Annotated in this window: 21 protein-coding genes and 2 pseudogenes; 8 read left to right on the top strand and 15 right to left on the bottom strand. The window is 37.5% G+C overall.

The features are described from left to right. Positions 1 to 27: 27 nt before the first annotated feature. From GKP30_RS18380 to GKP30_RS18365, 4 genes are all read right to left on the bottom strand, one after another. Positions 28 to 1,305 carry a TRAP transporter large permease gene (locus tag GKP30_RS18380; RefSeq protein ID WP_216830931.1) on the bottom strand — a complete coding sequence of 426 codons (1,278 nt, stop codon included), beginning with the start codon at positions 1,303 to 1,305 and terminating at the stop codon, positions 28 to 30. A 53-nt stretch (positions 1,306 to 1,358) separates the two neighbouring features. Further along, a complete protein-coding gene (locus GKP30_RS18375) occupies positions 1,359 to 1,880 on the bottom strand; it encodes a TRAP transporter small permease (protein WP_216830930.1) in 522 nt (173 codons plus the stop codon). Positions 1,881 to 2,257: 377 nt separating this feature from the next. Continuing rightward, positions 2,258 to 3,760: a leucyl aminopeptidase gene (locus GKP30_RS18370; protein WP_216830929.1), complete on the bottom strand. Its 1,503-nt coding sequence runs from the start codon at positions 3,758 to 3,760 to the stop codon at positions 2,258 to 2,260. A 72-nt stretch (positions 3,761 to 3,832) separates the two neighbouring features. Continuing rightward, positions 3,833 to 4,216 carry a DUF309 domain-containing protein gene (locus GKP30_RS18365; protein ID WP_216830928.1) on the bottom strand — a complete coding sequence of 128 codons (384 nt, stop codon included), beginning with the start codon at positions 4,214 to 4,216 and terminating at the stop codon, positions 3,833 to 3,835. Between the two features lie 149 nt (positions 4,217 to 4,365). On the opposite strand from GKP30_RS18365, the gene GKP30_RS18360 reads away from it, so the two are divergent. After that, positions 4,366 to 4,839, top strand: coding sequence for a divergent PAP2 family protein (locus GKP30_RS18360; RefSeq protein WP_216830927.1), 474 nt, complete (start codon positions 4,366 to 4,368; stop codon positions 4,837 to 4,839). Between the two features lie 312 nt (positions 4,840 to 5,151). After that, positions 5,152 to 5,985 (top strand): cobalamin-binding protein, encoded by an 834-nt coding sequence (locus tag GKP30_RS18355; RefSeq protein WP_216830926.1) that lies wholly within the window; start codon positions 5,152 to 5,154, stop codon positions 5,983 to 5,985. A 92-nt stretch (positions 5,986 to 6,077) separates the two neighbouring features. On the opposite strand, the gene GKP30_RS18350 is transcribed toward GKP30_RS18355, so the two are convergent. The 4 genes from GKP30_RS18350 to GKP30_RS18335 form a co-directional block, all read right to left on the bottom strand. Then, on the bottom strand, positions 6,078 to 6,764 hold the full coding sequence (locus GKP30_RS18350; protein WP_216830925.1) for a 3D domain-containing protein: 687 nt from the start codon (positions 6,762 to 6,764) through the stop codon (positions 6,078 to 6,080). Positions 6,765 to 7,001: 237 nt separating this feature from the next. Further along, complete coding sequence (locus GKP30_RS18345; protein WP_216830978.1) at positions 7,002 to 7,319, bottom strand: YuiB family protein; 318 nt, start codon at positions 7,317 to 7,319, stop codon at positions 7,002 to 7,004. A 479-nt stretch (positions 7,320 to 7,798) separates the two neighbouring features. Beyond that, positions 7,799 to 7,954 carry a YuiA family protein gene (locus GKP30_RS18340; RefSeq protein ID WP_216830924.1) on the bottom strand — a complete coding sequence of 52 codons (156 nt, stop codon included), beginning with the start codon at positions 7,952 to 7,954 and terminating at the stop codon, positions 7,799 to 7,801. A 269-nt stretch (positions 7,955 to 8,223) separates the two neighbouring features. Continuing rightward, positions 8,224 to 9,426, bottom strand: a complete 1,203-nt coding sequence (locus GKP30_RS18335; RefSeq protein ID WP_236035187.1) for an NAD(P)/FAD-dependent oxidoreductase — start codon at positions 9,424 to 9,426, stop codon at positions 8,224 to 8,226. Between the two features lie 420 nt (positions 9,427 to 9,846). On the opposite strand from GKP30_RS18335, the pseudogene GKP30_RS24050 reads away from it, so the two are divergent. Beyond that, positions 9,847 to 10,098, top strand: a pseudogene (locus tag GKP30_RS24050) (ferredoxin--NADP(+) reductase); the annotation flags it as partial. A gap of 168 nt (positions 10,099 to 10,266) precedes the next feature. Here the strand turns inward: GKP30_RS24050 and GKP30_RS18330 are convergent. After that, the gene (locus GKP30_RS18330) at positions 10,267 to 10,473 is read right to left on the bottom strand and encodes an alpha/beta-type small acid-soluble spore protein (protein ID WP_216830922.1); all 207 of its coding nucleotides are present in this window, start codon (positions 10,471 to 10,473) and stop codon (positions 10,267 to 10,269) included. Between the two features lie 365 nt (positions 10,474 to 10,838). On the opposite strand from GKP30_RS18330, the gene GKP30_RS18325 reads away from it, so the two are divergent. Both GKP30_RS18325 and GKP30_RS18320 read left to right on the top strand, forming a co-directional pair. Continuing rightward, positions 10,839 to 11,045, top strand: coding sequence for a hypothetical protein (locus GKP30_RS18325; RefSeq protein WP_216830921.1), 207 nt, complete (start codon positions 10,839 to 10,841; stop codon positions 11,043 to 11,045). Between the two features lie 216 nt (positions 11,046 to 11,261). Continuing rightward, positions 11,262 to 11,561, top strand: coding sequence for a hypothetical protein (locus tag GKP30_RS18320; protein ID WP_216830920.1), 300 nt, complete (start codon positions 11,262 to 11,264; stop codon positions 11,559 to 11,561). Positions 11,562 to 11,726: 165 nt separating this feature from the next. On the opposite strand, the gene GKP30_RS18315 is transcribed toward GKP30_RS18320, so the two are convergent. Both GKP30_RS18315 and GKP30_RS18310 read right to left on the bottom strand, forming a co-directional pair. Beyond that, a complete protein-coding gene (locus GKP30_RS18315) occupies positions 11,727 to 12,080 on the bottom strand; it encodes a HesB/IscA family protein (protein WP_216830919.1) in 354 nt (117 codons plus the stop codon). A gap of 70 nt (positions 12,081 to 12,150) precedes the next feature. Beyond that, positions 12,151 to 12,336 (bottom strand): aspartyl-phosphate phosphatase Spo0E family protein, encoded by a 186-nt coding sequence (locus GKP30_RS18310; RefSeq protein WP_236035186.1) that lies wholly within the window; start codon positions 12,334 to 12,336, stop codon positions 12,151 to 12,153. Positions 12,337 to 12,871: 535 nt separating this feature from the next. Here GKP30_RS18310 and mqnE point away from each other — a divergent pair. Next, on the top strand, positions 12,872 to 13,966 hold the full coding sequence (gene mqnE / locus GKP30_RS18305) for an aminofutalosine synthase MqnE (protein ID WP_216830918.1): 1,095 nt from the start codon (positions 12,872 to 12,874) through the stop codon (positions 13,964 to 13,966). 430 nt (positions 13,967 to 14,396) lie between these two features. On the opposite strand, the gene dapF is transcribed toward mqnE, so the two are convergent. The 3 genes from dapF to GKP30_RS18290 form a co-directional block, all read right to left on the bottom strand. Then, a complete protein-coding gene (gene dapF, locus GKP30_RS18300) occupies positions 14,397 to 15,245 on the bottom strand; it encodes a diaminopimelate epimerase (protein ID WP_216830917.1) in 849 nt (282 codons plus the stop codon). A 10-nt stretch (positions 15,246 to 15,255) separates the two neighbouring features. Then, positions 15,256 to 15,495, bottom strand: a complete 240-nt coding sequence (locus GKP30_RS18295) for a hypothetical protein (RefSeq protein ID WP_216830916.1) — start codon at positions 15,493 to 15,495, stop codon at positions 15,256 to 15,258. 157 nt (positions 15,496 to 15,652) lie between these two features. Continuing rightward, positions 15,653 to 15,889: a YuzB family protein gene (locus GKP30_RS18290; protein WP_216830976.1), complete on the bottom strand. Its 237-nt coding sequence runs from the start codon at positions 15,887 to 15,889 to the stop codon at positions 15,653 to 15,655. Positions 15,890 to 16,087: 198 nt separating this feature from the next. Between GKP30_RS18290 and GKP30_RS23600 the strand changes: the two are divergent. Further along, positions 16,088 to 16,246, top strand: a pseudogene (locus GKP30_RS23600) (TetR/AcrR family transcriptional regulator); the annotation flags it as partial. Between the two features lie 411 nt (positions 16,247 to 16,657). Further along, entirely contained in the window at positions 16,658 to 17,725 is a 1,068-nt protein-coding gene (locus tag GKP30_RS18285; RefSeq protein ID WP_236035200.1) for an NAD(P)/FAD-dependent oxidoreductase, read from the top strand. Positions 17,726 to 17,969: 244 nt separating this feature from the next. On the opposite strand, the gene GKP30_RS18280 is transcribed toward GKP30_RS18285, so the two are convergent. After that, positions 17,970 to 18,281 (bottom strand): YuzD family protein, encoded by a 312-nt coding sequence (locus tag GKP30_RS18280; protein WP_407928638.1) that lies wholly within the window; start codon positions 18,279 to 18,281, stop codon positions 17,970 to 17,972. Positions 18,282 to 18,404 lie beyond the last annotated feature (123 nt).

Genomic DNA, 18,404 nt, shown 5'->3' with positions numbered 1-18,404 from the left:
CTGTGTTTTTATATGAAACTCTCTTTCTTACATGAAATAACGATAGAAAAGAGAAATTTCTTCAAATAATATAATTAATATCGATGCAATTAATAGCATGACAATATACGGCGGTGTTCCCCGTATTACGTCTAAATACGATTTGTTAAAGACCGCACTTGCGGTAAATATATCGACTCCAAATGGCGGTGTTGCAGAACCTAATGCTGCCTGGAACGTAATAACGACACCTAAGTGAATTGGGTCGACTCCAGCTTGTATAGCGATTGGGTAAAAGATTGGCGTTAAAATTAAAATAACAACAATTGGGTCTACAAACATACAGCCGATGAAAAAGAAAATCGCTACGATAAATAAAACTGTAAGTGCAGATGGATCCCCACCCATCACGTTATTTGCGACCATTTGTGGAATACGAGCGTAAGAAATGACATATGAAAATGCTTGACCGCCAGCAACTAGTATAAAGACTGCCGATGTTACTAGCCCCGTTGATAACGCAATTTTCGGGATTTCTTTTATTTTTACCGTTCTAAAAATAATGACCTCTAAAACTAGTGCATATAAAACCGAGATCGCAGCCGCTTCTGTCGGACTAAAAACCCCTGAATAAATTCCCCCGATAATAATGACTGGAAATCCTAGCGGAAGTAATGCTTTACGCGTAAATACCAATCGCTCTTTCCATGTAGCTTTTGGTACCATTGGGATGTTTTTTACTCGTGCATAAATGTAGCTATACACCGCAAACATTGTGAAAACTAAAATTGCTGGACCAATTCCAGCCATAAATAGCTCACTTACAGAAGCTCGTGGTGCAGCAAGTGCGTAAATAATCATCGCAATACTCGGCGGTACTAATAAGGCAAGATCACTCGCATTGATGATGAGAGCAATTGCATTGGAGTCCTTATAGCCTACCGAGCGTAATCGTTCGCGCATAGGCTTACCGATCGCTACAACTGTTGCCTGAGTTGAACCTGAGATCGAACCGAATAACGTACAAGCAGCAGCGGTTGTAATTGCGTAACCGCCTCTAAGATGTCCGATAAAAGAACCGACAAAATCTAATAGCCGTTTCGATGTTTTTCCGGTAGACATAATGTCTGCTGCAAAGATAAACAGCGGAACCGCTAATAGAACGTAAGGAGATATTCCTTGGATCATTTGCTGAATGAGAAATATCGGATCGATGTTTGGAATAAAAAATATGACAACGATAAGTGGTGCAGCAATTAAAGGAATTAACATCGGAAAACCTAGCACTAAAAAAATAACCATTAACGTCAGTAAAGTTGCTACCATAGTTGTCCCTCTCTATTCATTTTTTTTCATAGATTAAGAGGGTAAAAGAGCCCTCAATTCTCCGAGTAATCTTTTTTCTCTGTTGCTAAATACACCTCTTTTTCCTTTATGTTTATCCACATATTTCGTAAGAATTGAATTCCTCCTAATGTTAACCCGAGTGGAATAAAACTAAGCAACATCCAAACAGGAATTTGGAGCGCCATCGTCACTCTTCCTCTTTCTAGGACGGAATACATATAACCAAATGCGTAATAAGCAAGTGTGAATAAAATAATAGCTGTCACGGCTGGGATGAATATCGCAAGTGCTTTCCTAACCTTTGGCGGGGCTATGTCAAAAAATGCAGACATACTAATGTGTCGACCTTTTCTTGCTGCATAGCTAATCCCCATAAATGTCGCGAGGATAACCGCAAATTCACTAATCTCACCTGCAAAAGCCCAACTTTTCCCTGTAATTGCACGGCTAAGAACATTACCAGCAACCATTACAGCAATGAGAATGACCGAATAACTCAAGATCCACTCTTCGACTTTCATTATTCCACGGTCAACCTTTTGAATAATATTCAAATAGTTTAGCCTCCTCGTTTATGTATTCTAAGTTGTCTGAAAACACGACATACATTAATGATACTGGGATTATATTTCCAACTCAACTGGCTTATATAGGCGTTTGTCTTGATCGTTTACGATATATTCACGTAACGGAAACTTACCCAAGTCATATATAGATATCCTCTTATCTCCTTGCATATATGGCTAAATACTCCCAAAAAGGGTAATTTGGGAAGAAAGAAGGGGATAGAAAGTTCGTTGAAAAGTGGTTCAAATAAATATGAAGGAAAAGGAAACAAATTGAAAGAGGAATAGAAGATGAATGAAAGAGAAAACGGTGCCAGGCACCTTTAGCGCGATAGCGCATTAAAGGTGCCTGGCACCGAAATCTTTTATTTTTGATTGAGTTGTTCTGCGAGGTTGGCTAATGTGCGCGCCATTGCTCCTGTTCCGCCTTTTGGTCCTGTTTCGGTTCCTTTTGAGCTCCACGCGGTTCCTGCGATGTCGAGGTGTACCCAAGGCGTGTCGCCTGCAAATTCACCAACGAATAAACCAGCTGTGATGCTTCCTCCTGGACGGCCTGGTGAGTTATTCAAGTCGGCTACATCACTCGTTTTCAGCATTTTTCGGTACGGTTCAAAGCTCGGTAATCTCCAAACCCACTCCCCTGATTCGTAAGCTGAGTACAATAATTTTTCCATGAGCTCCTCATTGTTCGTAACAGCTCCTGTCGTATACTCACCTAAAGCAATGATGACTGCTCCTGTAAGTGTAGCTACATCGACAATATAGTCAGCACCTAAATGCTTCGCATATGTAACACCATCTGCTAAGATTAAACGTCCTTCAGCATCTGTATTTCTTACTTCAATTGTTTTACCACTTAATGATGTAATTACATCACCTGGCTTCATTGCTAATCCATTTAGTAGATTTTCTGAAGATGGAATGACCGCTAGCACATTCGCTTCTGGTTTCATTTGACCGATGATTTCCATCGCCCCTAGAACAGCCGCTGCCCCGCCCATATCCATTTTCATTTCATGCATATTTAAGCTTGGTTTAATACTAATACCACCTGCATCAAATGTAAGACCTTTACCTACGAATGCTAATACATCGTTCCACTCTTTCTTTCCTTGATACTTTAAGACGATCATCTTTGGAGGCTGTTCTGTTCCTTGAGCAACAGCAAGAAGTGCACCCATTCCAAGCTTCTCCATATCTTCTCTATCTAAAATATCAATTTCCATTCCGTGACTTTCTGCAATATCCTTTGCTGCTGCAGCTAAATCTGTCGGCGTCATTAAGTTCCCTGGTGTATTGACCAATGCACGTGCTAAGTTGGTACCGCTACCATAAACTTTTCCAGCTTGTAATTCCTCTAATAGAGCGTCCTTTGACCCGTTAGTAAAAATAGTGACACCCTCTAATTGCTTTTCCACTTGGTTATCTTTTTCTTTGTAGTTCGCCACCTTATAACTTGTTAGCTCTAACGCTTCCCCTAAAAGATAGCTAAGTTGGTCTAGGTCCTCTTTATCCTTAATAAAGGAGTCTAGTATGACCGCTGTGTTTTGCAATTGATCTCTATGGACTACTTTACTTAAAGACGCAAACACACTGCGAAACTGCTCATCACTTGCTTCTGCCTTTTTACCTACACCTACGATATAAACCTTCTTGGCAGTCAATTGACCTAAAGTATGGAAAGAAAAAATTTCCTTTGCTTTGCCATTAAAACGGTTCTCCTTTAATAACTGCTTTAAACTTCCCCCAATAGCCGTATCGATTTCATCAAGTACTTCAGACGACTGTTTATCATCTTCATATAAACCTAAAAACAGACCATCTACTTGTTCATTTTTCCAATCATTCAATCCCTTAATGTTATACATCATGTATCCCCCTTTTATGGTTTCTTTTATTATAACGATATACTTTTACTATTTCGAGTACCGAATTTATTTTTATTCTTGCAAATATAAAGCAAGTTGCGGAAGTTTTGGGAGCTCATTTACTTGTTCAAACGGGACGCGTTCAATGTCCTGTGGTATAATAGACAAGCACATTTTTATAAAATGATCAATTTCTTCTAAATCGACCCCCCAGTAAAAAGGTCGATATGGTTGAATATAATGGAGCCCTGCAGACATCATTAATCTTGCTCCTTTTACATTACCATACTCATAGTGATAGATGGCGACAGTCATTTGTAACATTCCTTTAAGGAAGTAGTTACTTTTATCTGTCATCCATATTTCTTCTAATAAGTCGTGGCATGTATAGTAATCACCTTCATTGAATTTTACAAAAAATTCATAGTATTCCATTGGATATAAAGATTCACCCATTCCTTACACCTCTCAATATGTTACAAATGATAAATAATCGGGAATAGAAAGTATGTCAGCTCACTGAAAACATAAACTAAGTATGTTCCTATTGCAAATGTTAAGTCGTAATTATTTTCTTTTTATATAGAAAGGACGAACGTCAAACGATGGATATTTTTCAGAACTTCCCTTTATGGGCCGCACTTATAGCGATTGGTTTTGCGCAATTTATTAAAGTACCGCTTGCTTTTATCCCAACACGAAAATTTGATTGGAGACTTCTTACAAGTACAGGGGGAATGCCAAGTTCCCACTCGGCAGCTGTTACTGCTTTGTCGACAGCTCTTGCCCTGGAGGAAGGATTAAGCTCTCCTCTTTTTGCCATCTCGGCAGTCTTTGGAATTATCGTTATGTTCGATGCAACAGGGATTAGAAGACATGCAGGCTATCATGCCACCGTCTTGAATCAACTTGTTGCTGATTTTAATAAACTAGTTCACGAAGTAAAATCTTGGCCTAAAATGCATGAAGAAGAAAAAAGAGAAGAATTAAAAGAACTTTTAGGACATCAACCGATAGAAGTCTTCTTTGGCGGATTATTAGGAATTGTCTTAACACTTTTCCTTCATACAATGGTATAGTAAATATAAAATGGATGACTCATAAGTGACCACTTCCTTATTATTACATAAGAAGGATTGCCCTCCAGAAAGGGCTTTATCATTCTTATCGTTAGGAGTAGACACTTTACGATTGAGTCGTCTTTCTTTATGTCTCATCCTTTTTCTTATTGTTGTTTGGTGCTTGTTTCTGTTCTGGCTTTAATGTCCAAATACCCGCTTATACGGATCAGTAACACCTTCGTTCATACCAGTTTTTAAAAGTTCATGTACTTACTGTTGCTATAAGTAAATGAGCTCAATATAAAGATTTTTTAGGGGGAGAAGCAAAAGATGAAAATCATATCAATTTGTCCAAGTAATACTGAGTTGCTTGGATATTTAGGTCTTGAAAAACAATTAGTTGCTATTGATGATTATTCCGATTGGCCAGAGTCTATTCAATCATTGCCACGTCTAGGTCCAGATTTGGACATCGATATGGACAAGTTAGCTGTGTTTGAACCTGATCTTGTTCTCGCTTCTTTAAGCGTTCCAGGTATGGAGAAAAATATTGAACGCTTGAAAGAACGTAACATTCCGCATATTGTCCTTAATCCGAACTCATTTGAAGAAATATGCGAAGATCTTTTGAAAGTTGGAGAATTAACTGGTCAGCGAGATCAGGCGCAAACGGTCGTAGGACGTATTCAAAATTTATTAAGTGAATATGATACCATTAGTCGTGGGATTGGACATAAGCCGCGTTTATATTGGGAATGGTGGCCAAAGCCTGTATTTACTCCTGGAAAGATCAATTGGCTCACTGAAATTAGTCGGTTAGCTGGAGGAGAGAATGTTTTTGCTGATGTCGATAAAGCTAGCGTCCAAACAGATTGGGAAGATGTGATCAGAAGAAAGCCAGATCATATTTGTCTCGTCTGGGTTGGCGTAGATCACGATAAAGTCAATCCAGAAATCGTCAAGAAACGTCCAGGCTGGAGAGAATTTACTCCAGTTGTAGAAGATAAGCTTCACGTTTTAGATGAGCCATTATTTTGTCGCCCATCTCCGAGATTATTAGTGGGCTTACAGAAGATCGCTTCCTTACTTCATCCTGATAAATACCCAGCTTTCGATAGTGATAAAGATCCGATCTTACATGGCAATACAAGTAAAACACTATAATATAATTTCTCCACTAATAAAAAGAAGAGACTGTCCCTTCAGGTGTAACAGTCTCTCTTCAAAACACTAAAGTGTTAAAGGTGCCTGGCACCTCAAAATGACATTTGTCTGCGGAATACTTGAACCGCTTCATTTTCATTTAAGTCAATTAAATCTTGTTCTGATAGTTTACCATTACCTTCTTTAACAACGTAAACATCAATTTCTTTTTTACCCCATTCGTTATAGACTTCGGCTACTGTGTCATAATACAAATCAATCTTATTTCCTTTAATTGCAGAGCCTGTATCAGCAACTACACCGTACCCATAGCCTGGGATATATAGAATGCTTCCAATGGGAAATGTACCTGGATCGGCTGCAATCGTTGAATATAAATCTCTTCGTACTTGTACACCAGAATATGTAATTCCGTAACTCGGATGTCCTGGTTTTTTTCCAGTCGACTCATATCCTGCTGTATAACCTGTTGCTACCACCTTTTGGGAAGGATAACGTTCCCAATCCACCGCCTCTTCTAATGTAACAGAGTCCGCGTCATACACAGGAAGAGACTTAGCCACATACTCATGGTGAAGCTTCGGGATTTCCTTCTGTATTAAACTACTATCTTTCATACCATTATCATTTACACTAGGTCGTTCAAATAAGCCAAACTCAGACCAGTCAGAGAGATCTTGTACACTGGCTCCTGAAATCGCTTGATAAGTTGTGAAAAATGCTAAACTAAATAAGATCGTCATGGCTATTCTGCGAAATGTATTTTTCGCAACTTCCATTTTCTTCACTCCTCTCATTGACTAAGCTTCTCCATTAACAAAAAAATTATTCAAAAAAGAGAAGTGAAAAGGTTAAGTTTATACTTTTCTGACTTTTTTACTATTTTTAATATAACCGTCTTAAAACTAGGAACCGATAAGCTATTAATGAGTTCAAAATCAACACCAACTTCAACAGCACCAAGTCCAAAAAAAAGAGACCTGCCATCAATAGGCAAGTCCATTTTCAAAACATTATTAAAACATTCGATACCCTCTAGCTCTAAGCATTCTAATTACTACACCAGATAAGATTGCACCTAACATTCCACTTGATAAAATAATAATATCAGCAGGCTTAAGAGCTATTAAATCCGCTCCAAGAGCCCTTATTGAAGCGATAGGAGACGTGAAATACTCTAATAGCCCGACGTTATCGACAATAAGAATGACAACGATCGGATAGATAATTGCCATCACCCAAGTTGAACGTAAGATCATATTTAATAAGAAGCCGATCCCAAAAAATAAAATAAGAAATAATAATACCGATATAATTAAAACGGGCAAACCCATAAGGAAATCCAACACTACACCCCCAAAAAACAACTTAACTAAAGTGGAATTATACATAATACTACAAAGGTAAGTTTACTTAATCTACGTAAAGCCGTCAATATTCAATACATGAACGACATGTGAACATTTATAAGAAAAGCGGAAGGTGCCCGCTTATCGGCGACAAGCGCTGGAGGGCCAACCATTAGTGTCCTGCCCTTTGGACACGTTGGATGGACCGAAGCGACCTCGAGCAGATGGCACCTGTAGCTAGGCAATAAGAAAAGCGGAAGCGACCGGTTAGCGGCGTATGGACTGGAGCCTCTCCGTATGAGATAAAGGATACACGGCGATCGCCAGTGAGCCGATGTTGACTTATCGTAAGGAGGAGAGTGAAGTACACTAGACGCTGGTCGCTGCAGCTAGACAGAGAAAAGCGGAAGGTGCCCGCTTTTCGGCGACAAGCGCTGGATATAGACAAAGAAAAAAACGTAGTATTAAGATACTACGCTCTTTTCTACTTTCTTATTTAATTCACCTTGCCCTGAACAAATATCACACGTTTCGCTACCACCTAAAAATAATTCAAAATATCCATTACCGTTACAGTATGGACATTGACCGTCTTTAAGGATTACCTGTCTTTTTTTCATTATATATAACCTCCCTTTAATATTTCTGAAGTTTCAGATAATTTTATCAATTTATCATTGAAATTGCAAAACATAAAAAAGGTTGTTTTAGTTCATGTAAGCGCAATCAAATAAAAATATCTTCGAATTTCACCCTCAATTATCATTTTTATCATTAATTTTTGTAATGGTGCCAGGCGGCTTTAATGGACTTAAGGTGCCTGGCACCATGAATGAGAAAAAAAGAAAAAGCTGACTCAACAGAATGAGTCAGCTTTGGAGACCGCTTTTTATAGTGGGTTTTTCCCTTTTTTAAGAACAAGTGGAGTTCCACCTAGCATATATAAGTAGCGGTTATCGATCATTTTCTTCATGAAGTTTGCAGAAGAACCGTAAAGCTTACGATCGAATACAAGACCGATTGCTTCTTTACCACCTAGAGAAGCTACAGTTCCTTTGATCTCAGGTTTGAAGCCTTTTGTTGATTCGTTATGAATTAATGCTTTAAGGTTAGACGCAGCAACTGCCGCTTGTTGCATTGCGATTTGAGCTGTCGGAGGATATGGACGATTGATTTCTTCATTAATAATTAATGAACAATCTCCAATAATGAAAATATCCTCATGACCTGGTGCTCGAAGGTCTGGATCTACTTTTACACGACCGCGCATATTTTCAAATCCAGCTTTTTCAATAAGCGAGTTACCGCGTACACCTGTTGCCCATACAACCGTTTCTGCTTTAATTTCATTGCCATCAGCAAGAAGTACACCGTGCTCAGTCACTTCTTTAATCGGACAGCTGATCTTGAACTCAACGCCACGGCTTTCTAATAAGTTCATCGCATACTCAACTAATTCAGGATCGAAGCCAGGTAAAGCTGTTGGTGCAGCCTCAATTACGTACATTTTTACTTTTTCACGAGGTACATCGTATTTATCACATAACTCTGGAACACGCTCTGATAATTCACCGATAAACTCAATACCAGTAAACCCAGCACCAGCTACAACGAACGTTAATAACTCATCGCGCTTTTCATCTTCATTATTGTAGATTGAGAACATGTAATCGATGTGATCTTTGACTTGACGTGCACCGTTTACCGTCCATTTACTAAATGCGTGTTCGAAAACTCCAGGAACGCCGAATGTTTCAGGTTCAGATCCTAAAGCTACAACTAAATAGTCATAATCAAGTTCGTTGTTTTTTTCAAGAATTACTTTCTTCTCATCCTTCTTAATATCAACAACTACATCTTTAACGAAATGAATTTTGTTTAGATTTAACACGTCGCTTATTTTCATACGTGTTTTTTCAGGGTCCAACGTTCCAGCTGCCGGTTCATGTAACCAAGTTGTTTGATAATGGTAGTTATGTTTGTTTACTAACGTAATGTCTGCTTCATTATAGCCTAGCTCTTTGCTAAGGCGAGATGCTGTAATCATTCCCCCGTAGCCCGCACCTAATATTACAATTTTTGGTTTTTTCAACTTTATCACTTCCATTTTCTTTTTAGTTAAATACTGTTAATCTCTGAAGTAAATTACTAGTTTGTGATTTACTTCACTTAAAAAGTTAAAATTTTTTAAAATTTCCTAAAGGATATGAAATAAATTCGTAAAAAAGTCACAAATCACATTTATAATCATATTGGTTTTCGATATTTTTTTCAACTATCTTTTTTATAATTTCTTCTTATTTGAGTACGTTTATGCGTGTATTTATTTGGAATGTCAAGTATTACGAAAAGCACTACAATCGACATCATTGGACATATTTCTTACAATTTTTATAAGTATAATAACACTATTTATAATATGTATTTTCTTCCTTTATTTTAGTTGCTATAGCACCTAGTGAGGTCAAGTCAGTTTAATATTGCCTTGTACGTTGGAATTAGACAGACTATTGGCTTTATTTCTTTACTTGACCAAACAAAGGAATCGGGACTTGATAAAAAAGAACTCTATTATTGTTAATTCTAAATTGGAAACGAACGATAAAGGAATACATGCTGCTGGGGACATCGCGACATACGATGGTAAAGTAAAATTACTTGCGGTCGGTTGAGCACCAACTGCTGGAAATCATGCAAAATCATACATGGTCCTGATGCAAAACTACAACTAGGTCATAGCTCTAAAATATGTTTTAATAAGTGAAATTTTTTCATTGAGGGAATTCCTTATCTCGCACTTAGCCTATTTTGCCTCCTCAAAGAGACTTGAACTGGAAGTCTTAGTGCCAGATAAGCGGAATAAAATACCAAGAAGGCTGAATTTGCTTCAGCCTTTTTATATCAACATAGTGGAGGTGTGGTTTGGGTATTTTTATTTTGTAAAGCCGCCATTTAGTTGCTGCTCTGCCATTTGAACAAGTCTCTTAGTAATTTCTCCCCCTACTGACCCGTTTGCACGTGCCGTAGCGTCTGGACCTAATTGAACACCAAATTCTGATGCAATTTCATACTTCATTTGGTCAAGCGCTTGCTGTACTCCAGGAACTACTAATTGATTTGAATTGTTGTTGTTTGCCATGATTAATTCCTCCTTTGTATAATGTATGTATAACATATGTCGTTAAGCAAATTTTATACTTTTGTTCACTATCCAATTTCATCCAACACTACTTTACTTTGATAAATAAACCTTTGTGTCCCAACTTTAGATAACTTTTCGTTAATGGTTCTGGCACTGTGACTTGATGTTAACTAAATATAGCCAATTGTTGAATAAGTTTTGTTCACGCTGTATTTACACCATTCCTTAGGTGATTTATTTTGCAATGATGTTTTCCAAGGATTGTTGTTTTTTTACTTTTGCAAATATTTTGTAAATAAAATTGAACTTTGTATAATTTTCTGAAAATTCCTGCATAAATATCCTTTAGGAGGGTGATTATTATGTATGATAAAGATCATTGGAACGATATTGATGATATTCGTGTAGTTGAATACACACAGAGGGGTGAAATTGATAACATTGATGTTATTGATGATATCGATGTTTTCGAAACAACAGAAACATACAAACGTGAAAATAACTATAATTTCTTGGCTTTCTTTATTCCTTTTTATAGCATTCGCTCGATCCGTAGCATTAGTAAATAGTAAAACATCGGCGCAACCAGCTATGGTTAGCGCTTTTTTTGATTGTATGAATGCTATATGCTTTTATCATAAGCTAGGTTAACTGTCCATAATTTCTCTTAATAAATAACAACCTTTTCCAATAAGATTATAATCATTTATGGAAACTGGAAGGAATTATTACCTTTCTATAGAAGTACATAACGCGTAAAATTTACTGTTAAGGAGTTGTTTATAGTGAAAACTTTTAAAAAAGGGATTAGTTTGGCATTAGCTGCTACGTTTATACTAGGTGCAGCAAGTACAGTTGGAGCGCATGAGCACAAAATTATTACTCCTGGAGGAAAGGAAGTAATTATTAAAGAGGAACCATTCCACGGTACTGATTTAACAAACGGTAAAATTTTTAATAACCCACATTATAATACCCACGGAGAAAACGCATTTGATACACATGGTTTACACCCTATTCATTACATGCTACATATGGGACCTAGTAAAGACAAGCGTGCTATTAAAGTCGAGGCAAATAATTGATAAAAAGATTTCGACCGCTTCCAACATGGAGGCGGTTATTTAAATGAAATTAAACCTTTTAGTGAAAAAATGAGTTACAGTACCAAACATTAATAGACCTATAAAAAATAAAAAACCTTTCTAACGAAAAATCATTAAAAAGGTTTTATCCATTAATTTTAGTTTTTAACACTCTTCAGGCTTACCAGCATTCTCTGCTGTTCTAAACGAAGAACCACAGCCACATGATGCGATCGCATTTGGATTTTCGATCGTAAATCCTCCACCCATCATGTTTTGTTTATAATCAATAACGACACCATCTAAGACAGGTGCGCTTTCTGCGTCAACAACTACTTCTAATCCATCATAGTTTAATTTCTTGTCATCTTCTTGCTTTTCTTTATCAAAGCCCATGCCGTATGAAAGACCACTACAGCCGCCACCCTTAACACCAATTCGAAGCTTTAAGCCTTGCTCTTCTTCTTCCTTTAACATTTCTTTGATACGAGCAATCGCTGACTCTGTTATCGTTAACATTAAAATCCCTCCTCTACTACATCTTATTTTACTACCTATGCATATTGTTCTCAAGGAAGGAGAATTTCTTTTACTTAGATTGAAAAATTAATTGTTTTTTTTGCTTAGTTAGAATTTGATTATGTTCCTCATCTATTTTTTGGCTGTACTCAAGCACGAGAGGGTGGTTAAATCCATATAGCAGAGCAGTTGATACCATTTTTTCTCTTAAAAGTTCAATTGTTGATAAACACTCTTCACAACTAATTCTCTCCAAACCACTCACCCCTATCATTAGTCCCATTTTTTCTTTTTTTTAAAGGACAAACTATTACTATCATTTTACCAAATTGCCCTATTATTTACAAAATAAATTGAAAAAGTCACAGATTTTTTAAAAATAGGCTTATTTTTTGCCCTGTTATTTACGGTTTACCCCTATTTAGAAAATGTTAAACATAATAATCTAGTTTTTTACAGTTCTTCTCTCTTTCTTTTTCATATTTTTTTCTGATAGTATAATAGAAGAGCAATCGTTTCATTTACTAGGCTGTTTTTTAAAGGATAATAAAATTAACAACGTTCTGTAACAGCTCTTATAATTCAAGGACATTACTATATTTTTTTATGTGACTTAGAAAATGTTACGCATAACTTGGGAGATAATGATATCGGTGGTACAATAGCAATGATTATAAAATATCAGAATTATTGCAGGTTTTTTTATCATTATCTTAAAGCGGTATGTATATATCTCTATTGTTTTTTCAATACATCTTAGCGGTAATAAAACTATGGAAAGAGGTAATTAAATGTCTACTCTTATTCTCGATCAACGGATGCAGGAAATTGCAGACAAAGTACGAAACGGGGAACGTCTTACAATTGAAGACGGTCTATATTTATATGATACACCTGATTTACTTTCAGTTGCGCAGTTAGCAAACGAAGTTAACCAAAAAAAGAATGGAAATAAAGTCTACTTCATCGAAAACATGTATATTAACCCTACCAACGTTTGTGAAGCAAACTGTGGTTTCTGTGGCTTTAAGCGAAAGCCAGGTGAAGAGGGTGCATATACAATGGACGAAGAAGCTTTATTAAAATACGTAGGTGATCGCTGGAACGATAATATTCGCGAGTTCCACATCGTCGGTGGGCATAATCATGAGGTTCCATTCGACTACTATTTAGATACTATTCGTACATTGAAAAAACACTATCCACAAGCTACTGTAAAAGCTTATACTGGTGCTGAAATTGAGTTTTTCTCTAGAATTGCTGGAATTTCTATGAAAGAAGTTCTAGAGGAGTTAATTAAAGCAGGTCTAGATACAATGCCTGGTGGTGGAGCTGAAATCTTAACAGAACGCTACCGTTTGAAAATGAGTCCTGACAAAGCATCAACAGATCAATGGTTAGAAGCTCATGAAATTGCACACGGACTTGGCCTAAAAACACATGCGACAATGCTTTACGGATCGATTGAATCGTATGAAGAGCGCTTAATTCATATGGATCGTCTTCGTCAGCTTCAAGATCGCACGAATGGTTATATGGTATTTATTCCACTTGCGATGCAACCTCGCTCGGTTAATGCAGGTCTAAAACGAAGAACAACAGCTTTCGATGACATGAGAACCGTTGCGATTAGCCGGTTAATGTTAGATAACTTTGATCACATTAAAGCGTATTGGATCAATATCGGTGTGCAGTTAACACAAATGGCGTTAACGTTCGGATCGGATGATATTCACGGTACATTAATCGAAGAACGTATTTCTCATGCGGTTGGCGCGTTAACTTCTTCAGGTATCACTCGCGATGAGTTAATCCACATTATTAAAACAGCTGGAAAAACTCCAGTTGAAAGAGACACGTTCTATAACATCATCAAAGAATATTAATTAAATGTTTATTTAATACATTAGACGGTTGTGGACAAGCTTGTAACGTAAAATTTGAGAAACACCAGGAGATCAAACTCCTGGTGTTTTTTGTTACGTTTTCATTTTGGTTTTTTTGCTTCTTGGAGGGCTCTCGGCGACTCTTTGGTGACTGGCACCTCTCTTTTCCTACGCTCTCGGGCTTCATTCAGGCTCTTTAGTGACCGACATCTCTCTTTTCCCTCCCCCTCGGGCTTCATTCGGGCTCTTTAGTGACCGACATCTCTCTTTTCCCTCCCCCTCGGGCTTCATTCCGTCTCTTTAGTGACCGACATCTCTCTTTTCCAATGCTCTCGGGCTTCATTCGGTACTTTCTGTAATCTTCTAGGCTCGCGATCAGCATTGCTCTCGCTCTCCACAAATACAAAAAAACAGAGGGCTATGCCCCCTGCTATTTACGGATATATTCACCTGTACAAATGGTTTCTGCTGCTCCAGTCATCAGGACATCGCCGTCATGTGTCCAAGTGATTTTTAGGTCGCCACCGAGTAGATGAACAATGACTTCTTCACCTTTGTTCACTTTTTCATTTAAGACAGCCGCTACCACTGCAGCACATGCACCTGTTCCACACGCTTGTGTAATGCCAGAGCCTCTTTCCCACACTCTAAAATGGAGTTCATTTGCGTTAACTGCTTGGACAAATTCAACATTTACCCACTCGGGAAAGATTTCATCTTTTTCAAGAACAGGACCTAATGTTTCCACAGGCGCATCACTAATTTTATCTACAAAAAATACAGCATGCGGGTTCCCCATAGAAACAGCTGTCAGCTCTAAAGAATGTCCGTCCCGCTCAATCGGTTCTGCAATTACTCGCTCATCAGGCTCCCCTATCATCGGTAAATCTTTACGCATTAACCGAGGCTGCCCCATATTTACTGTGACTTCCTCCACTTGACCATCAGCCAAGTGAACAGTAGCTTCTACTAATCCCCCCAATGTTTCAATTTTAAAGATTGGATTGGTAACATATCCTTTTTCATAAGCAAACTTAGCTACACATCGTAGTCCGTTACCACAGTTTTTAGCTTCAGACCCGTCATTATTAAAGACACGCATCTTGACTGGTGCCACATCAGACGGACATACGAGTATCATCCCGTCGGAGCCGATCCCTTTATTTTTATCAGCAACCTCAATGGCTAATTGCGGTAGTTCCTCTTCCTGGAGCTGTTCTTGAAACATATCAACATAAATATAACTGTTCCCCAGTCCATGCATCTTCGTAAATTTCATCTTGACTTCCTCACTTTCTAAGCTTTTCGTCCGTCCAAAAATAGTCATCATCCGCTTCTAAGATTGTCATTTTATGGTGACAGCATGGCATAACAACACTTGTTTTTATACCTTCTTTCGCTCTTTCTAAGTCTCTTTCTTTTAAGTGGATTAGAACGCTTTCTGTCTCACAATATGGACATTCGCTAAAATAAATATCTTTCATCACTTTTTCATAAGGCCATGTATTTTCAAATGGAATTATATCCACTTTCGTAAAACTCCTTTTTTATCAAGTATATCTAACTCTATAAACATTGTCATTGCTTCTATTGCGCTTATTAATTAGTGTTATACAACTTTTTCTATAGGATGTTCAAACAGAAATAAAATAAGCCTGCTCTATGAAACAAGAGCTGGCTTATTTATTAGAACATTGGATTTTCTTCAATATATATATAGATGTTGTTTACTAATTCTTCTGTTGATTCACCATATACGAATTCACCATTTACGAGAGCAAAATGCGATACAGCACATTGTCCACAATGACCTAAGCACCCATATTCTATTACATCAAGATTAGGATCTCTCTCTAGTTCTTCTTTTGCCTTTTGACTTCCACTAGCTAAATTACTAAGACAGAATTCTATGATTGGTTTTATCACCGTTTTCACCTCTATTTCTCACTCTGCTCATAAAGCTACATTCTCTAGTACAATAATTCAATTTTAACATGATTTCATATAAATTACTCTAAACTCATCTTTAAAACACCTTAAATTTTTCACAAATTTGTTGTTATTTAGACATGGAATTGTTATAATTCAAACTGACCACGGTCACTTTTAAGGAGTACTGAAATGGAAAAAAATAAAAAAGAACGTACAAAGGAACGAATTGTTAGCGCAGCAATTGTTCTTTTTCGTGAGAACGGATTTGACTCAACAACAGTAAAAGAAATTACGGAAGCTGCAGAAGTAGCAAAAGGTACTTTTTTTAATTACTTTCCTACTAAAGAATCGATATTACAAACGTTAATTGAAGAACGATTAGTAGCTGTAACTCATTTAATCAATGATACTTCATTCAAAAAGAAAGCGCTTTTAGTAAAAATTGAAAAGGTCCTTGCCGAATTACTAGCGGATTATGACAGTAATCCTGAATTAACCGTAAAAATGTGGGTTCATTCCATGCAATCGGAGCAGACTATTCATACATATTGGGAAAACTTATTAATACAAGCCCTTGAATCGAACGAAGTAAAGCAATTAATATGTGTGGAGCAATGGAGCCATTTAATTAATAGTCAATTTTTATATGGTCTCGTTAAATTTGCCGACAAACAGCCGAAGGTTCTAGTAATGAAACAAATGATGGAGTTAATCAACATTTGTATACAGGCAATATTAGAAAAAAGGGGAAATCATCACATGCATAAACTCGTAGTATTAGGTGGCGGCTATGGTGGTATGAGAGTTTTACAACGCTTACTAACCAATGACCTGCCTGACAATATTGAAGTCACTTTAATTGATAGGATGCCTTATCATTGTTTGAAAACGGAATATTATGCACTAGCTGCTGGTACCGAATCTGACCATCATATTCGTGTCCACTTCCCAGATGACCAACGATTAAAAATAAAATATGCTACGGTCGAAAATATCGACTTAGAAAATAAATTGATCGACTTACAAGATGATGAAGCTTTTTCATACGATACATTAATCATAGGATTAGGCTGTGAAGACAAGTACCACAATGTACCCGGTGCCCCAGAACACACATTAAGTATTCAAAGTATGGAAGCGACACGTAAAACATACGAAACTATTAGCAACCTCCGTCCTAACGCTGTCGTCTCGATTGTTGGGGCAGGATTAAGCGGAGTTGAGCTAGCTAGTGAATTGCGTGAAAGCCGCCCAGATTTAACGATTAAGTTATTTGACCGTGGAGAAATTGTGTTATCGATGTTCCCGCGTCGTTTAAGTACGTATGTACAAAACTGGTTTGAAGATCACGGTGTCGAAGTCTTCAATAAATCAAATATTACTTCAGTTGAAGAAAATATACTCTATAATCATAACGAACCCATCAACTGTGATGCGATCATTTGGACAGCAGGTATCCAACCAGTTGAAGTCGTAAGAAACTTAAAAACCGAAAAAGATGAGCAAGGTCGAGTAAAATTAACTCCACACCACCACTTGCCAAATGATGAAAATGTATTTGTTGTCGGTGATTGTGCAAGCTTACCTCACGCACCTAGTGCTCAGCTTGCTGAAGGTCAAGGCGAACAAATTGTCATGGTGCTGAAAAAACGCTGGAACGGTGAAGCGATCCCAGAAACACTTCCTAAGATTAAATTAAAAGGTGTTCTTGGCTCACTTGGTAAGAAACATGGCTTCGGACTAATGGGTGAACGCACTTTACTTGGCCGCGTTCCACGTGTACTTAAAAGCGGCGTACTCTGGATGTATAAGTATCATTCAGGTTGATTTGATCAAGTTTATAAAGCGGCTGTGCAAAACCCCTCGGAGTAGTGCTCCAAGGGGTTTTTTGTTACTCCATTTTGTATGGATTCGTGAGTTATGATCCAAATATGATCATTTATGATCCGAAACTGAGATTTATGATCCGAATTTTGGATTTATGATCCAAACCTAGTCATTTATGATCCGAACTGAGCAAAATATGATCCAAACCATCATTTCAGTCAGCCTGAAACCACTCTTCTTCTGGTTACTTGATCAACTCTTCTATTTTTTCACAAATAACTTTTAGCTTAGGATTACCTTCAGCAACCACTTCATCGTCTATGACGATAAGCGGGTAAAAATATTCCTCATTTTGAATCGCTTCAACGAATGGTTGATCGTCTTCTGCTACTTCGTCCTGTTCAATATCAACGTATCTAAATTGCAACGCTACGTCTGGATATTTGCGTCCAAGTGCAGCCTCTAACCATTCCTTCGTTTCTAACGAAGTCGGTAAATTGACGCAGCTTGCACACTTTACTTCGGCTCCGTATATACTTATAGTTACATGACTCAAATCAATCACCCTCAACATATTAATAAACTGATCATACACTGTAATAAAAGAAAAGCGCAAGGGGCCTGCTTATCGGCGACAAGCGCTGGAGGGCCAGCAAAAGTGTCCGTTTCTTTGGACACG

The organism is Alkalihalobacterium elongatum, assembly GCF_019024285.1.
Taxonomy (GTDB): domain Bacteria; phylum Bacillota; class Bacilli; order Bacillales; family Bacillaceae_F; genus Alkalihalobacterium; species Alkalihalobacterium elongatum.
Note: the sequence above shows the minus strand (reverse complement) of the source record. Positions and strands in the feature narration are given on the sequence as shown.

What these genes read in the sequence shown, in the direction of transcription:
- GKP30_RS18345 (WP_216830978.1), bottom strand. Translation starts at nt 7,319, where the DNA reads ATGGGTTTGCCCGTTTTAATTATATCGGTATTATTATTTCTTATTTTA.
- dapF (WP_216830917.1), bottom strand. Translation starts at nt 15,245, where the DNA reads ATGAAATTTACGAAGATGCATGGACTGGGGAACAGTTATATTTATGTT.
- GKP30_RS18350 (WP_216830925.1), bottom strand. Translation starts at nt 6,764, where the DNA reads ATGGAAGTTGCGAAAAATACATTTCGCAGAATAGCCATGACGATCTTA.
- GKP30_RS18325 (WP_216830921.1), top strand. Translation starts at nt 10,839, where the DNA reads ATGTATGATAAAGATCATTGGAACGATATTGATGATATTCGTGTAGTT.
- GKP30_RS18340 (WP_216830924.1), bottom strand. Translation starts at nt 7,954, where the DNA reads ATGAAAAAAAGACAGGTAATCCTTAAAGACGGTCAATGTCCATACTGT.
- GKP30_RS18330 (WP_216830922.1), bottom strand. Translation starts at nt 10,473, where the DNA reads ATGGCAAACAACAACAATTCAAATCAATTAGTAGTTCCTGGAGTACAG.
- GKP30_RS18355 (WP_216830926.1), top strand. Translation starts at nt 5,152, where the DNA reads ATGAAAATCATATCAATTTGTCCAAGTAATACTGAGTTGCTTGGATAT.
- GKP30_RS18315 (WP_216830919.1), bottom strand. Translation starts at nt 12,080, where the DNA reads ATGTTAACGATAACAGAGTCAGCGATTGCTCGTATCAAAGAAATGTTA.
- GKP30_RS18365 (WP_216830928.1), bottom strand. Translation starts at nt 4,216, where the DNA reads ATGGGTGAATCTTTATATCCAATGGAATACTATGAATTTTTTGTAAAA.
- GKP30_RS18360 (WP_216830927.1), top strand. Translation starts at nt 4,366, where the DNA reads ATGGATATTTTTCAGAACTTCCCTTTATGGGCCGCACTTATAGCGATT.
- GKP30_RS18370 (WP_216830929.1), bottom strand. Translation starts at nt 3,760, where the DNA reads ATGTATAACATTAAGGGATTGAATGATTGGAAAAATGAACAAGTAGAT.
- GKP30_RS18285 (WP_236035200.1), top strand. Translation starts at nt 16,658, where the DNA reads ATGCATAAACTCGTAGTATTAGGTGGCGGCTATGGTGGTATGAGAGTT.
- mqnE (WP_216830918.1), top strand. Translation starts at nt 12,872, where the DNA reads ATGTCTACTCTTATTCTCGATCAACGGATGCAGGAAATTGCAGACAAA.
- GKP30_RS18380 (WP_216830931.1), bottom strand. Translation starts at nt 1,305, where the DNA reads ATGGTAGCAACTTTACTGACGTTAATGGTTATTTTTTTAGTGCTAGGT.